The organism is Enterobacter sp. UPMP701 (assembly GCF_053709515.1).
Genome location: NZ_JBSKJN010000002.1, coordinates 256,832 through 272,330, shown reverse-complemented (window position 1 = coordinate 272,330; position 15,499 = coordinate 256,832). Strand labels below are relative to the sequence as shown.

General features: G+C 56.4%; 16 protein-coding genes. 9 read left to right on the top strand and 7 right to left on the bottom strand.

From position 1 onward, the window contains the following. The first annotated feature begins 43 nt into the window (after positions 1-43). Both ACWKXT_RS06840 and ACWKXT_RS06835 read left to right on the top strand, forming a co-directional pair. Positions 44-628 carry a hypothetical protein gene (locus ACWKXT_RS06840; protein WP_454532027.1) on the top strand — a complete coding sequence of 195 codons (585 nt, stop codon included), beginning with the start codon at positions 44-46 and terminating at the stop codon, positions 626-628. A 159-nt stretch (positions 629-787) separates the two neighbouring features. Beyond that, positions 788-1,174, top strand: coding sequence for a hypothetical protein (locus tag ACWKXT_RS06835; protein ID WP_454532026.1), 387 nt, complete (start codon positions 788-790; stop codon positions 1,172-1,174). 274 nt (positions 1,175-1,448) lie between these two features. Here ACWKXT_RS06835 and ACWKXT_RS06830 read toward each other — a convergent pair whose 3' ends face one another. The 4 genes from ACWKXT_RS06830 to ACWKXT_RS06815 form a co-directional block, all read right to left on the bottom strand. Then, positions 1,449-1,703 (bottom strand): hypothetical protein, encoded by a 255-nt coding sequence (locus ACWKXT_RS06830; RefSeq protein ID WP_454532025.1) that lies wholly within the window; start codon positions 1,701-1,703, stop codon positions 1,449-1,451. Between the two features lie 82 nt (positions 1,704-1,785). Beyond that, positions 1,786-2,376, bottom strand: a complete 591-nt coding sequence (locus ACWKXT_RS06825) for a hypothetical protein (protein ID WP_454532024.1) — start codon at positions 2,374-2,376, stop codon at positions 1,786-1,788. A gap of 139 nt (positions 2,377-2,515) precedes the next feature. Further along, positions 2,516-2,971 (bottom strand): hypothetical protein, encoded by a 456-nt coding sequence (locus tag ACWKXT_RS06820; protein ID WP_454532023.1) that lies wholly within the window; start codon positions 2,969-2,971, stop codon positions 2,516-2,518. 230 nt (positions 2,972-3,201) lie between these two features. Then, a complete protein-coding gene (locus ACWKXT_RS06815) occupies positions 3,202-4,083 on the bottom strand; it encodes a LysR family transcriptional regulator (RefSeq protein ID WP_454532022.1) in 882 nt (293 codons plus the stop codon). 105 nt (positions 4,084-4,188) lie between these two features. Between ACWKXT_RS06815 and budA the strand changes: the two genes are divergently transcribed. From budA to ACWKXT_RS06790, 5 genes are all read left to right on the top strand, one after another. Next, the gene (budA, locus tag ACWKXT_RS06810; RefSeq protein ID WP_003858848.1) at positions 4,189-4,968 is read left to right on the top strand and encodes an acetolactate decarboxylase; all 780 of its coding nucleotides are present in this window, start codon (positions 4,189-4,191) and stop codon (positions 4,966-4,968) included. Positions 4,969-4,981: 13 nt separating this feature from the next. Further along, positions 4,982-6,661, top strand: a complete 1,680-nt coding sequence (gene alsS, locus ACWKXT_RS06805) for an acetolactate synthase AlsS (RefSeq protein WP_454532021.1) — start codon at positions 4,982-4,984, stop codon at positions 6,659-6,661. Positions 6,662-6,681: 20 nt separating this feature from the next. Continuing rightward, entirely contained in the window at positions 6,682-7,452 is a 771-nt protein-coding gene (locus ACWKXT_RS06800; RefSeq protein ID WP_024906954.1) for a (S)-acetoin forming diacetyl reductase, read from the top strand. Between the two features lie 131 nt (positions 7,453-7,583). Continuing rightward, on the top strand, positions 7,584-8,057 hold the full coding sequence (locus ACWKXT_RS06795) for a cold-shock protein (RefSeq protein ID WP_028012266.1): 474 nt from the start codon (positions 7,584-7,586) through the stop codon (positions 8,055-8,057). A gap of 107 nt (positions 8,058-8,164) precedes the next feature. After that, on the top strand, positions 8,165-8,863 hold the full coding sequence (locus ACWKXT_RS06790; RefSeq protein WP_454532020.1) for a GNAT family N-acetyltransferase: 699 nt from the start codon (positions 8,165-8,167) through the stop codon (positions 8,861-8,863). A 98-nt stretch (positions 8,864-8,961) separates the two neighbouring features. On the opposite strand, the gene betA is transcribed toward ACWKXT_RS06790, so the two are convergent. From betA to betI, 3 genes are read right to left on the bottom strand one after another with little or no spacing between them, the layout of a single operon-like run. Beyond that, a complete protein-coding gene (gene betA / locus ACWKXT_RS06785; protein WP_454532019.1) occupies positions 8,962-10,626 on the bottom strand; it encodes a choline dehydrogenase in 1,665 nt (554 codons plus the stop codon). A 13-nt stretch (positions 10,627-10,639) separates the two neighbouring features. Next, complete coding sequence (betB, locus tag ACWKXT_RS06780) at positions 10,640-12,112, bottom strand: betaine-aldehyde dehydrogenase (protein WP_454532018.1); 1,473 nt, start codon at positions 12,110-12,112, stop codon at positions 10,640-10,642. Between the two features lie 13 nt (positions 12,113-12,125). Then, positions 12,126-12,713 (bottom strand): transcriptional regulator BetI, encoded by a 588-nt coding sequence (betI, locus tag ACWKXT_RS06775; protein ID WP_454532213.1) that lies wholly within the window; start codon positions 12,711-12,713, stop codon positions 12,126-12,128. A gap of 128 nt (positions 12,714-12,841) precedes the next feature. Here betI and betT point away from each other — a divergent pair, with 128 nt between their 5' ends. Continuing rightward, a complete protein-coding gene (betT, locus tag ACWKXT_RS06770) occupies positions 12,842-14,875 on the top strand; it encodes a choline BCCT transporter BetT (protein WP_454532017.1) in 2,034 nt (677 codons plus the stop codon). A 138-nt stretch (positions 14,876-15,013) separates the two neighbouring features. Beyond that, positions 15,014-15,298, top strand: coding sequence for a NadS family protein (gene nadS, locus ACWKXT_RS06765; protein ID WP_032652913.1), 285 nt, complete (start codon positions 15,014-15,016; stop codon positions 15,296-15,298). Positions 15,299-15,499 lie beyond the last annotated feature (201 nt).

Here is a 15,499-nt window from a genome sequence, read left to right as displayed (position 1 = left end):
AAAATTTTTCTAATTTAATTAGTTATTACTGAGGGCTATATTTATGAATGCGTCTGATACTATTATGAATGAGATTGAAAAAGCATTAAAACAACTTATTGTCATTTGCAATAAATACTCGCTGTCAGGGAGTTTCAGCACCGTCAATGATCTGGACAATGCCTTCCCGCCCGACTTACCTCGTTCAACAGAGGTGGATTTTTTATATAAAAATTATAATCCTGAAAAGTTAAAGATTGAAACAGGCTTCACGCCAATTAAATTTCACTCAGTCAATGAACTCTTGAAGGCTCAAAGTGGTTATGAACACTTACCAGATAATTTTCTTGTTATTGGCGATGATTTAGGTGGAGGTAAACCTATAATTGCGGTTATCGGTGAAGGGAGTTCCTCTGTTTATGCAGGTTATGATGTAATTGAACCGTTTCAGATAGCTAGTAGTTTCTCTGGGTTCATATATTCTTTAGCTGAGCTTATTGATTTGGTATATGGTCAATACGATATCTTTGATATAGCAGATGATAATGACGAAGTAAAAGATGATTTTATTGATGAGCTGCGGGAAAGGATTGTGCCTCTTATTGGTAATGAAAATTTCAATGCGTTTTATAATTATTTTTATGGATAGATTTTTTCTTTAAAAGGAAACCCGCACGGTAAAATATAATTTTATAGCGAGGATATATTCTCTTTTTTATTACGGGGTATTGTAAACAAGATTTAAAAGAGTAATGCTGTGTTTTTATTCAAGTGGAATTAATCTAATGCATGAAAGAAGAGGGATTATATGCAGGCTACGCGAGTAATGGGAGAAGGATATGAACCTTACGTTGAGCAATTAGGTGACAAATTGATTTATTTATTACCTGTCGAATCGGGATTTGTCAGCTTTCATTTTGAGTTTGATATTCTTCAGATCGATCTTGACGTCCTGCTGTCCGATCATTACCGGCGGGCCGTCCTGGAAGTGACCGCACACACTTTGCTCCAGCGTTCGACGTTGAAGGGACATAAACGATTCACTCAGAACGATTTTGATAACCTTATTGCAACTACCCTTCATGTATCGCAAGAGCATCTTAGCGCATTCATTTCTGAGATTAATCGGGAGCACAATATTTCGATTGAACATTATGTTAATGACATAGTGAATAGACGCTTAACTAAAGGATGAATATACCTATCCCAGATAAGATCGATATTATTGTCAAAATCACGCTGGATCGATAGCTCTTTTCAATCTCGTGCTGCCCAAAGTGGTCAAAATCGATTTTTCGTGAGAAGCGCTCAGGTGGTTCTGTTTTTTTTCATGGAGAAGCTTTCCATAAACGCTTATCTATCGGTGTCGTCGTGATGCCTGTCTTTTACCTTGCTAAACATTTTGCCGGGAGCTGGAGGCAGGTAAGGAAACAGAATCAGGATGAGCTAGCGTATTGTCACGCTTTATCTCATTGCCTGGCGCTCTTCATTGCATCCTGCTTCCCCGGGTTGCATTGCTGTTTTGTACCGGGAAGATAAAAATGCCCCGATGGATCCGGCTCTGTTCCGCCCGGACAACCCGCTCGGCCATTAGATGAGACGGTACCATCAGAACCGCTTCCGCCATCAGAGCCATTTCCTCCATCACCACCCTTACTGCCATCAGCAGAATTTACAGCGAATGCACTGAGTAAGAGCAAACAGGCAATAGCGCGCTTATTCATCAAAACCTCCATTGTTCAACCCATAAACATTCAGGTAAATACTCCCTCGAGGTTCCCTTTCGGAACATTTCACAGGTACACCTCACGTCTGACTTTCAATATTCTCTCTGACCGCCTTCAGCGTCCTTTTACGGATCCAGCCGCTGCCCGCCCGGATTACCAGCCAGTAAGCTGTCATCCTTAGCCGAGTGCTTCTGTCCGGACAATAGACGAACGTTTCCGTACAGAGTTCATGTTGGCCTGGCGCCAGTTCCGTTATCCGATAGCGAAGTAACAGTTTCGCACTGCCCGGTGCGGCTGGCGTCTGAAAAGCACTGGCATCCAGCACGTCTTCCAGACCGAAATCAGCTCGCCAGAATTGCCCGATTAAGCCATAGCACAGCTCAGATGCTGAGCTTTTCAAAAGGGTAAAGCTGTGCAAACCAAAGTCGCCGATCGCGTTAGGCTGCGGGTTGCGCAGAAATTTCTGCGGTATTTGACGTAATGACATTAGCCGCCGAATCACGGGGTCTTGCCGGACGTCAAAGTTAGCAATCAATGGCAGAATAGTTTCAGGGTGAGCAGTATGAATGACCGTTCGATGTTTCTCATGGAATTGAAACTGGGGTAGAAAAGCGGGAACGTCCCGCCAGTGAGCAAGCGCTTTGCGGGTAACGAATCCTGGATTCAGCATCTCTCATCCTTGTCATCCTTTGAGCCCAGCCAGAGTAACAGATGCTTTGATATAGACAATTACCAGGAAAAGAGAGGGGTATCTGGCCGAAATCCTCGCCCGTCCGCAGCAGCAGAACTCCGGCCTCCCATCACCCGCCTCAATGCGCCGTAATATAAGGCTCCTTCACAAACTCAGCCAGCAGCCAGACCATATCATGCAGTAGCCCGGTGAGTTCTTTCGCCACGCTCGCAGGCAGTGTCCCACCCATCACCGCCAGCGTTAACGCCACAGCATAATCCACCTGCAACGCCGTCTCCTGCCAGCAGTCCGGCACGCAGGAAACGATCTTCTCCCCCGCGATGAGTCGTTCAACCAGATGTGGGGGCAGTTCCGTATCGCAACGTACACGGAGGCGTTTAAGCAGTTCCAGCAAGCGCTCGCAAAGTATAGAAAACGTCACGGGATCGTCAGTTTCAACCAGCACGCTCACACAGGCGGCGCAGGTGTCAGCCAGTTCGAAGAGATCTGCGGAATCGCAAAGCTGAAGATTGATGAGATGATGAACAGCGCTTTCTTCAGAGAGCGCATAAGAAAAGTTAGGTGTAGTAGCCATTTAGCATCCTCGTTGTGCAATAAAGTGTCATGTTATGCTAACGGGTTCCTACGCCCGGTTACGGATGTGCCGCAACGCAGGCACTTTACGACCGTGAAGAAGGGATGAAAAGGGATGCCCCTGAATTACATAAGGTTGCTTGCAGGTTTGCGAGGCGGCTTCCAGAAGGGCATTGCCGGGTGGCGGCTGCGCCTTACCCGGCCTACAACATCCACCAACCAAACCGACCGCTACCCCTCGCTCATCATCGCCAGAAACCGCTTCACCGTCCGCGAGCGTTCAAAGCGCCGCCAGCAGAGTGCGATATCGGTATAAAGCTCCGGCGAGCTCAGCGCATGATAGGTCACATTCGGCGGTGAAATGGCCGCCATCGATTTCGGTACCAGCGCGAACCCGCCGCCCGCGGAAACCATGCTCAGGGAGGACGAAAGCTGCGACGACTGCAGCGCGCGCTGCACGTTTATTCCGGCCCGCTCGCAGCAGCCGTAAACCCGGTCATATAGCCCCGGCGCGACTTCCTGCGGGAACAACACCACCGGCGTATCCCGAAGCTGCTCTAACGCCAGCGAATCATATGCCGCCAGCGGATGATCGCGATGCAGCGCCACCACCATCGGCTCCCGGTCGAGGATTTTTAACTCAAACACCTTGCTGCTCTCACACGGCAGGCGCACAAAAGCGATATCCAGCTCACCCTCCGCCAGCATCGTCGTCAGCGACGACATATTGGCTTCCACCTGGTGAACCTGCACCGCCATGTTCTGCACCTGAAACTGGCGAATCAGGGCGAAGATTTTGGGATGAAAAGCGTCGGAGCTGGTGATGCCAATCGACAGGCTGCCGTTCAGCCCGCGCGCGATGCCGCGGGCTTTCTCCAGCGCGGCGTCGCTCAGCGCCAGGATCTTGCAGGCGTCCTCGTAGAAGGCTTCTCCCGCTTCGGTCAGCTCCACGCCTCGCGTCAGGCGTCTGAACAGCGGCGTGCCCACTTCCTCTTCGAGCCGTTTGATCTGCTGACTAAGAGGAGGCTGTGAAATACCCAGCGCTTCGGCCGCCCTGGTGAAGTGTCGCTCGCGTGCAACGGCGACGAAATACCGCAGATAACGAAGTTCCATATCTAAAACGTCTCAAACCAGCATGGTTTCTATATTGGAACTCTCTGCTGAATCGGGTCAACATTTATTTAACCTTTATAAATAAAGTTGAAGAGGACGGGCATGATGATGCATTCATCTGCATGCGACTGTGAGGCGAGTTTATGCGAGACCCTGCGCGGGTTCTCGGCTCAGCATCCTGACAGCGTGATCTATCAGACATCGCTAATGAGCGCGCTGCTAAGCGGCGTATACGAAGGGGAGACCACCATCGCCGACCTGCTGGCACACGGTGATTTTGGTCTAGGTACCTTTAACGAGCTGGACGGCGAAATGATTGCCTTCAGCAGCCAGGTGTACCAACTGCGCGCCGACGGCAGCGCCCGGGCCGCGAAGCCGGAGCAAAAAACGCCGTTCGCGGTGATGACCTGGTTCCAGCCGCAGTACCGCAAAACCTTCGACGGGCCGGTCAGCCGTCAGCAGATACACGACGTCATCGACCAGCAAATCCCCTCCGATAACCTGTTCTGCGCGCTGCGCATCGACGGCAACTTCCGCCATGCGCATACTCGCACCGTGCCGCGCCAGACGCCGCCGTACCGGGCGATGACCGACGTGCTGGATGACCAGCCGGTGTTCCGCTTTAACCAGCGCGAAGGGGTGCTGGTCGGGTTCCGCACGCCGCAGCATATGCAGGGCATCAACGTGGCGGGCTATCACGAACACTTTATTACCGACGACCGTCAGGGCGGGGGCCACCTGCTCGACTACCAGCTGGAGAATGGCGTGCTCACCTTCGGGGAGATCCACAAGCTGATGATTGACCTGCCCGCCGACAGCGCCTTTTTACAGGCCAACCTGCACCCCAGCAACCTTGATGCGGCTATCCGCGCCGTCGAAAACTAACAGGAGTACTACCGTGAACAGTGAGAAACAGTCACGTCAGTGGGCGCACGGCGCCGATATGGTTGTCGGCCAGCTGGAAGCGCAGGGCGTGAAGCAGGTGTTCGGGATCCCCGGCGCAAAAATCGACAAGGTTTTCGACTCCCTGCTGGACTCCTCCATCGAGATTATCCCGGTGCGTCACGAGGCGAACGCGGCGTTTATGGCGGCAGCGGTAGGGCGGTTAACCGGCAAGGCTGGGGTCGCGCTGGTTACCTCCGGGCCGGGCTGTTCGAACCTGATCACCGGCATCGCCACCGCCAACAGCGAGGGTGACCCGGTGGTGGCGCTGGGCGGGGCGGTGAAGCGCGCGGATAAAGCCAAGCTGGTGCACCAGAGCATGGACACCGTAGCGATGTTCAGCCCGGTGACGAAATACGCCGTGGAGGTCAGTTCGCCGGACGCGATTGCCGAGGTGGTATCGAACGCGTTTCGCGCCGCCGAGCACGGCAGGCCGGGGGGCGCGTTCGTCAGCCTGCCGCAGGATATTGTCGACCAGCCCACCACGGGCGCGATTTTACCCGCCAGCGGTCCGGCGCTGATGGGTCCGGCGCCGGAGTCAGCGATTAACGACGTGGCGAAGCTTATCAAAAACGCCAAAAACCCGGTCATCTTACTCGGCCTGATGGCGAGCCAGCCCGCGAACAGCGCCGCACTGCGCAAGCTGCTGGAGAAAAGCCGCATTCCGGTTACCAGCACCTATCAGGCCGCCGGGGCGGTAAACCAGGAGCACTTCACCCGCTTCGCCGGACGCGTCGGCCTGTTCAACAACCAGGCCGGAGACCGGCTGCTACATCTGGCGGATCTGATTATCTGCATCGGCTACAGCCCGGTGGAATACGAGCCGTCCATGTGGAACAGCGGCGACGCGACGTTGGTGCATATTGATGTGCTGCCCGCCTACGAGGAGCGCAAGTATGTTCCCGATCTTGAACTGGTAGGGGACATCGCCGAAACGCTGAATCTGCTCGCCAGCCGCATCGACCATAAGCTCGAACTGAGCCAGCGGGCCTCCGAAATTCTGGTCGATCGCCAGCATCAGCGGGATCTGCTCGACCGCCGCGGCGCCTCGCTCAACCAGTTTGCCCTGCACCCGCTGCGCATCGTGCGGGCCATGCAGGACATTGTGAACAGCGACGTCACGCTTACCGTCGACATGGGCAGCTTCCACATCTGGATCGCCCGCTACCTCTACAGCTTCCGCGCGCGTCAGGTAATGATCTCCAACGGCCAGCAGACCATGGGCGTCGCGCTGCCGTGGGCGATCGGTGCGTGGCTGGTCAACCCGGGGCGCAAGGTGGTGTCGGTCTCCGGTGACGGCGGCTTTTTACAGTCGAGCATGGAGCTGGAAACCGCCGTGCGCCTCAACGCCAACGTGCTGCACATCATCTGGGTGGATAACGCCTACAACATGGTGGCGATCCAGGAAGAGAAAAAATACCAGCGCCTTTCCGGCGTGGAGTTCGGCCCGGTCGATTTCAAAGTCTATGCCGACGCCTTCGGCGCGAAAGGCTTTGCCGTGGAGAGCGCCGAGGCGCTGGAACCCACGCTGCGTGCGGCAATGGATGTCGACGGCCCGGCAGTGGTAGCCATTCCCGTCGACTACAGCGATAACCCGCTGCTGATGGGCCAGCTCCATCTCAGCCAGATTTTATGAATCACGATAAGGACAGAGAAATGCAAAAAGTGGCTCTCGTAACAGGCTCAGGCCAGGGGATTGGTAAAGCGATAGCGCTTCGCCTGGTGAAAGATGGCTTTGCCGTCGCCATCGCCGACTATAACGTTGAGACGGCAAGAGCCGTCGCCGATGAAATCATCCGTAACGGCGGCAACGCCGTCGCCGTGAAGGTCGATGTTTCTGATCGCGAGCAGGTATTTGCGGCGGTGGAGAAAGCGCGCACCGCGCTGGGCGGCTTTAACGTTATCGTTAACAACGCCGGGATTGCGCCGTCTACGCCCATCGAATCCATCACGCCGGACATTGTCGACAAGGTCTACAACATCAACGTAAAAGGGGTGATCTGGGGGATCCAGGCCGCGATCGACGCGTTTCGCAAAGAGGGGCACGGCGGCAAGATCATCAACGCCTGCTCCCAGGCAGGCCATACCGGCAACCCTGAACTGGCGGTCTACAGTTCCAGCAAGTTCGCGGTGCGCGGCTTAACCCAGACCGCCGCGCGGGATCTCGCGCCGCTGGGGATCACCGTTAACGCCTACTGTCCGGGCATCGTCAAAACGCCGATGTGGGCGGAAATCGACCGTCAGGTCTCCGAGGCGGCGGGTAAACCGCTCGGCTACGGGACAGAAACCTTTGCCAAACGCATTACGCTTGGCCGTTTGTCCGAGCCGGAAGATGTCGCCGCCTGCGTCTCATACCTGGCAGGACCGGATTCCGACTACATGACCGGCCAGTCGCTCTTAATTGATGGTGGAATGGTGTTTAATTAAATTCTAATAAGCTCTGACATGAGTTTTCCCCTGCACCCGTGCAGGGGCTTTTTTTTGTCTCCTCCGTCATTGTGCATTACACTGCGCGCTGCAAAACTTTAGTCATTACGATCTGACAGGCGGTAACAGCGATGAACGGTACAATCACAACGTGGTTTAAAGATAAAGGCTTTGGATTTATCAAAGATGAAAACGGCGACAACCGCTATTTTCATGTGATTAAGGTCGCGAACCCCGATCTGATTAAGAAAGACGCTGCGGTGACCTTCGAGCCAACCACCAACAACAAAGGCCTCTCCGCCTATGCGGTGAAGGTGATCCCTGAAAGCAAGCACCTCTATATTGCGGGCGAGCGCGTGAAGCTCACTTCGATCAAATCCTTCGTGGTGTTCAGCGAAGAAGAGCCCGTAGAGACGAAAATCGACAAAGAGAACGCGGTATTGTCGGTGGGGCTGCTGATGAACAGCATCAAACCGAAATCCGATAAGAAGCCGGGCGAAATGCGCACGGTGAAGAAGCTGGCGATCACTACCTTCCAGAATACGACGATGATCTTTACCGAAGATGAAATCGACATCGACGCCACGGTGAAGCTGCTCAAGTAATCTTATGCCGGGTGGCGGTTCCGCGTTACCCGGCCTGCAAATCCTCCCTTTTCGCCCGCTTTTTAACCTGCTATAACAAACTCCTTACCTTTCAGGGAGTCACCGCCGTGCCCGAAATCAATCAACATGGTCAAACCGTTAACGATACCGTTCCAGGCTGGAAAGGCGCGCGGGCGTTAACCCGCACGCCGCTGTTCGGCCAGTACTGCCGTCTGGAGCCGCTGGATGCCGATCGCCACGCGGCCGATCTCTATGAAGCCTACGCGCTGGGCGACGACAGCGACTGGACGTGGCTTGCCAGCACGCAGCCGGAAAGCGTGGAAGCCACCGCGCACTGGGTGCTCGGCAAGGTGATGGATGACGATCTGGTCCCTTTTGCGGTGATCGATTTACGCACTGAAAAAGCGGTGGGGCTGGTGAGCTATATGGCTAACGAACGGCTGCTGGGATCGGTGGAGATCGGCCACGTGACCTGGTCGCGCAAGATGAAAGGGACCCGGATGGGCACCGAAACGGTGTGGCTGCTGCTGAAAAATGCGTTTGAGCACGGTTACCGGCGCCTTGAGTGGAAGTGCGACTCCATGAACATTGCATCGCGCAACGCTGCCGAGCGGCTGGGGTTTGTCTGGGAAGGGCGGCTGCGCCAGAAGCTGGTGCGTAAAGGGCGCAACCGAGACAGCGATATGCTTTCGATTATTGACGGCGAATGGCCGCAAAGGGATGCGGAGCTACGCGCCTGGCTGGCAGCGGAGAATTTTGACGGGGAAGGACGGCAGATCAGGCGGTTAGAGGAATTTAGGCAGTAAAAGGCTTACCCCTCACCCCATCCCTCTCCCCATAGAGGAGAGGGTGTAATCGTCCCCTCTCCCCTTTGGGGAGAGGGTTAGGGTGAGGGGATACGCACTCAGCGTCGAACCGGTGCACCGTTCGCCACATAATACGCCGCCGTGCTCTTCGCCAGCGGCTCGCGCCCGCGAATGGCGTCGGCAATCTTCTCGCCAATCATGATGGTGGTGGCGTTCAGGTTGCCGGTAATAATCTGCGGCATGATCGACGCATCCACTACGCGTAAACCTTCCATCCCGTGAACGCGGCCTTCGCCGTCGACCACCGCCATCTCGTCATAGCCCATCTTGCAGGTGCCGCACGGGTGGAAGGCGGTTTCGGCGTGGTTGCGCACGAACTCGTCCAGCTGTTCGTCGGTCTGGCATTCGATGCCCGGGCTGATTTCACGACCGCGATACTTGTCCAGCGCCGGCTGGTGCATGATCTCGCGGGTGATGCGGATCGCGTCGCGGAACTCCTGCCAGTCCTGCTCGTGGGACATGTAGTTGAACAGGATCGCCGGATGCTGGTGCGGATCGCGCGACGTAATGCGCACGTGGCCGCGGCTCGGCGAGCGCATGGAGCCAACGTGGCACTGGAAGCCATGTTCTTTCACCGCGTTCGAGCCGTTGTAGTTAATCGCCACCGGCAGGAAGTGGTACTGAATGTTCGGCCACTCGAACTCTTCGCGGCTGCGGATAAACCCGCCCGCTTCGAAGTGGTTGCTCGCGCCCACGCCGGTGCCGCCAAACAGCCACTCGGCGCCAATCTTCGGCTGGTTCCACCACTGCAGGGCAGGGTAGAGGGAGACCGGCTCTTTACACTCGTACTGGAGGTACATCTCCAGGTGATCCTGCAGGTTTTCGCCCACGCCGGGCAGGTCGTGTACCAGCGGAATATCGAACTGCTTCAGCAACTCGGCATTGCCCACGCCGGAGCGCTGCAGGATCTGCGGGGAGGCAATGGCCCCTGCGCACAGCAGAACCTCTTTGTTCGCCGTCGCGTTGGACGGAATAGTGCTTTCGCCCTCCAGCCACTCGACGCCCACCGCGCGCTTGCCGTCAAAGATAATGCGATCGGTCATGGCATGGGTGCGGATAGTCAGATTCGGGCGCGGTTTTGCCTGGTCCAGATAGCCGCGCGCGGTGCTGGCGCGTCGGCCCTGCGGCGTGACCGTGCGGTCCATCGGGCCGAAGCCTTCCTGCTGATAGCCGTTGAGATCGTCGGTGCGCGGGTATCCCGCCTGCACGCCCGCCTCTACCATCGCTTCAAACAGCGGGTTCACGCCCGGTTTGGAGGTGGTGACGCTCACCGGACCGTCGCCGCCGTGGTAGTCGTTCGGCCCCACGTCTCGGGTCTCTGCCTTGCGGTAGTAGGGCAGGCAGTTGAGGTAGCTCCAGTGCTCCAGACCCGGCTCTTTGGCCCAGTGATCGAGGTCCATCGCATTACCGCGCACGTAGCACATGCCGTTGATCAGCGACGAACCGCCCAGGCCTTTACCGCGTCCGCACTCCATGCGGCGGTTGTTCATATAAGGCTCTGGCTCGGTTTCATACGCCCAGTTGTAGCGCTTGCCCTGCAACGGGAACGCCAGCGCGGCGGGCATCTGGGTACGGAAGTCAAAGCGGTAATCCGGCCCGCCCGCCTCAAGCAGCAGGACGGTGGTGTTCGGATCTTCAGTCAGTCGTGTTGCCAGTACGTTGCCAGCAGAGCCGGCCCCGATAATGATGTAGTCAAATTGCAAATAAACCTCCCGGTTAAAATATGGACTGGAATTTACCCATCTCAACCTGGATGGACTTCACCTGGGTGTAACTCTGCAGCGTCATGACGCCGTTCTCACGGCCAATGCCGGAGTGTTTGTAGCCGCCCACCGGCATCTCTGCGGCGGATTCGCCCCAGGTGTTGATCCAGCAGATGCCCGCTTCGAGTTGATGAATGGCGCCGTGGGCGCGGTTCAGATCGGCAGTGACGATGCCCGCCGCCAGACCGTAGTCGGTGTCGTTGGCGCGGCGGATCGCTTCTTCGTCAGTGTCATAGGTAAGGATGGACATCACCGGGCCGAAGATCTCCTCACGCACGATGGTCATTTCGTCGGTGCAGTCGGTGAACACGGTTGGGGCCACCCACGCACCGTTGTCAAAGCCTTCACCCTTCAGTACGTCGCCGCCGCACAGCACGCGCGCGCCTTCCTCTTTGCCTTTGGCGATGTAGCGCATCACGCTGTCGCGGTGCGGGAAGCTGACCATCGGGCCAAAGTTGGTGTTTTCATCGAACAGGTCGCCCGCGCGGATGCGGCCCACGCGCTCAACGATCTTCTGCTCAAACGCGGCTTTAAATTTCTCGGGCACGAACACGCGGGTGCCGTTGGTGCACACCTGGCCGGAGCTGAAGAAGTTCGCCATCATGGCGATGTCTGCTGCGAGATCGAGATCCGCGTCGTCAAACACTATCAGCGGGGATTTGCCGCCCAGCTCCATCGTCACCTCTTTCAGGGACGAGGCCGCCGAGTTGGCCATCACCTTTTTGCCGCTGGTGACGCCGCCGGTGAAGGAGACTTTGGCGATGCCCGGATGCTCGGTCAGGAACTGGCCGGTCTCTGCGCCCACGCCCGGCAGGACGTTAAACACGCCGTCCGGCACGCCCGCTTCGGTGTAGATCTCCGCCAGTTTCAGGGCGGTAAGCGGCGTCACTTCGCTCGGCTTGAAGATCATCGCGTTGCCCGCCGCCAGCGCCGGGGCCGATTTCCACAGGGCGATCTGGATCGGGTAGTTCCACGCGCCGATGCCCGCCACCACGCCCAGCGGTTCGCGGCGAGTGTAGACGAACGAGGTCTCGCGCAGCGGGATCTGGCTGCCTTCCAGCGCCGGGATCAGCCCCGCGTAGTACTCCAGCACATCCGCGCCGGTGACGATGTCGACGGTTGAGGTTTCAGAAAACGCTTTACCGGTGTCAAGGGTTTCCAGCTTTGCGAGCTCGTCGTTGCGCTCGCGCAGGATATCGACGGCGCGACGCAGGATGCGCGAGCGCTCCATGGCGGTCATCGCCGCCCAGATTTTTTGCCCGCGTTTTGCGCTTACCACGGCGCGGTCGACGTCTTCGCGCCCGGCCGCCTGCACGGTTGCCAGAACTTCACCGTTGGCCGGGTTGATGGTCTCGAAGGTGCGACCGCTGGTGGCGGATGTATAACCACCATTAATATAAAGCTGCTGTTCTGCCATTCGGGACATAAATTCTCCTCGGTTAGTCGGTCGGTAAATGCTGGCTGATAAAGTGGCTGGTGAGCGATTGCGCCAGGGTCTTATCCAGCGGCTTGCCGCTCAGCGCGGCGCGCAGCCACAGCCCGTCGATCAGCGCCGCCAGCCCGTAGCCCGCCTCCTGGGCCTGCTCGCGCGGCAGTTCGCGGCGAAACTCGTATACCAGGTTCGATAGCAATCGGCGGCTGCTCACCTGCTGCAGGCGGTAGAGCATCGGCTGGTGCATGCTGCTCGCCCAGAAGGCCAGCCAGGCCTTCATCGCTGCGCCGCTCACCTGGGTTTCGTCAAAATTGCCACCGACAATCGCCTGCAATCGCTGCTCCGCGCTGCCGTCCGGCAGGGCGTGCAGACGGCTTAGTACCGCGTCGCGAAGCTGGCCGGTGATGTCGCGCATGGTCGCTTCCAGCAGACCGTTTTTGTCTTTGAAATAGTGACTGATGATCCCCGTGGAAACGCCCGCCCGACGGGCGATCTGCGCGATCGTCGCGTCATGCATTCCCACTTCATTTATTGCTTCCAGCGTGGCGTCGATAAGCTGCCTGCGCCGGATCGGCTGCATCCCCACTTTGGGCATTTTTGCCACTCCATTCATCAGCGTTGGTTAACCATTAAAGCGGTTTTTGATTGGACGTTCAATATAAAATGTGTCTTAATTGTTGCGGATTTGGATTTTAATAGTTACAAAAACAGTGGGGATACTGGATGACAGACCTTTCACAAGACAGAGAAAAAGACAAAATCAACCCGGTCGTTTTTTATACTTCCGCCGGGCTGATTTTGTTGTTTTCCCTGACGACCATCTTCTTTCGTGATTTTTCTGCCGAGTGGATTGGCCGCACTCTGAACTGGGTGTCGAAGACCTTCGGCTGGTATTATCTGCTGGCGGCGACGCTCTATATTGTCTTCGTGGTCTGCATTGCCTGTTCGCGCTTTGGTTCGGTGAAGCTCGGGCCGGAGCAGTCTAAACCCGAGTTCAGCCTCCTGAGCTGGGCCGCGATGCTGTTTGCAGCGGGCATCGGCATCGACCTGATGTTCTTCTCCGTGGCGGAACCGGTCACGCAGTATATGCAGCCGCCGGAAGGGGCAGGGCAGACGATGGAGGCCGCGCGTCAGGCGATGGTCTGGACGCTGTTCCACTATGGCCTGACGGGCTGGTCGATGTACGCCCTGATGGGGATGGCGCTCGGATACTTTAGCTATCGTTATAATTTGCCCCTCACCATCCGATCCGCGCTCTACCCGATTTTTGGTAAAAAAATTAACGGCCCGATTGGCCACAGCGTCGATATCGCGGCGGTGATCGGCACCATCTTCGGTATTGCGACGACGCTCGGGATTGGCGTGGTGCAGCTCAACTACGGGCTGAGCGTGCTGTTTGATATCCCGGATTCGATGGCGGCCAAGGCGGCGCTGATTGCGCTCTCCGTCATTATCGCCACCATCTCGGTGACGTCGGGCGTGGATAAAGGCATCCGCGTGCTGTCCGAGCTGAACGTGGCGCTGGCGCTGGGGCTGATCCTGTTCGTGCTGTTTATGGGCGATACCTCGTTCCTGCTCAATGCCTTAGTGCTCAACGTAGGCGACTACGTAAACCGCTTTATGGGCATGACGCTGAACAGCTTCGCCTTTGACCGTCCGGTGGAGTGGATGAACAACTGGACGCTGTTCTTCTGGGCGTGGTGGGTGGCGTGGTCACCGTTTGTTGGCCTGTTCCTCGCGCGTATTTCACGTGGCCGCACCATCCGCCAGTTCGTGATGGGCACGCTGATTATCCCGTTCACCTTTACTCTGCTGTGGCTGTCGATTTTCGGCAACAGCGCGCTGCACGAGATCATCCACGGCAATGCGAGCTTCGCGCAGGAAGCGATGGTGCACCCGGAGCGCGGTTTCTACAGCCTGCTGGCGCAGTACCCGGCGTTTACCTTTAGCGCCTCGGTGGCGACTATCACTGGTCTGCTGTTTTACGTCACCTCGGCGGATTCCGGCGCGCTGGTGCTGGGCAACTTCACCTCGAAGCTGAAGGACATCAACAGCGACGCGCCGAACTGGTTGCGCATCTTCTGGTCCGTCGCCATCGGCCTGCTGACGCTCGGCATGCTGATGACCAACGGCATCTCGGCGCTGCAGAACACCACGGTGATCATGGGTCTGCCGTTCAGCTTCGTGATCTTCTTCGTGATGGCCGGGCTGTATAAATCGCTCAAGGTGGAAGATTACCGCCGCGAAAGCGCCAACCGCGACACCGCGCCGCGACCGCTGGGCGCGCAGGACAGGCTGAGCTGGAAGAAACGCCTTTCACGCCTGATGAACTACCCCGGCACGCGCTATACCCGACAGATGATGGAGACGGTGTGTTACCCGGCAATGCAAGAGGTGGCGCAGGAGCTGAAGCTGCGCGGTGCCTACGTGGAACTGAAAAACCTGCCGCCGGACGAGGGCGAGAACCTGGGGCACCTGGATCTGCTGGTGCACATGGGCGACGAGCAGAACTTTGTCTATCAGATCTGGCCACAGCAATATTCGGTTCCCGGCTTTACCTACCGTGCGCGCAGCGGGAAGTCGACCTACTACCGGCTGGAGACCTTCCTGCTGGAAGGGAGTCAGGGGAATGATTTGATGGATTACAGCAAGGAGCAGGTGATTACGGACATTCTGGATCAGTATGAACGGCACCTGAACTTTATCCATCTGCACAGGGAAGCGCCGGGGAATAGCGTGATGTTCCCGGATGCCTAAAGTTTGATCTGAATAAAGTGCATGAAAGTTGAGGGGCCAGATTGTTATGAATCTGGCCCTGTACTTTTCGAATAGCGCTTATTATATCTTTTACTAGAGGTGTACTATGTACGCCTTTATGTTGTTCCGAGGTATAAAATGAGCATCTTTGATGAACTTAAAACTTCGCTTGAAGAGGCGGTTGAGATCCACAGCGGAAGGAAAGCAGCTTCCAGAATAACCCGCTATGAAGTTGCAGATGTTCGCGCAATCAGAGAACAGCTCAATATTACCCAATGCGAAATGGCGAAGGCGCTTGGCACGAGCGTTGACACGATAAAAAGCTGGGAGTCCAAACGTCGCAACCCAACCGGGCTGGCGGCGAAGGTACTTAACGTGATCCGGGAGAATCCTGCATTTTATAAGGCCCTTGCCGGGCAGTAGGCAGCCCTCTTGCCGGGTGGCGCTGCGCTTACCCGGTCTACAAATCTGCTTTACCGTAGGCCTGATAAGCGAAGCGCCATCAGGCCACCCTTCATTGACATAACTTTAATGATAACTATTTTCATTTAAATATAGCCTGTGCTATACCTTATAGCACAGGCTAATTTCGCTTTGAATTTAATCACCTCAGGAGACTTCTGC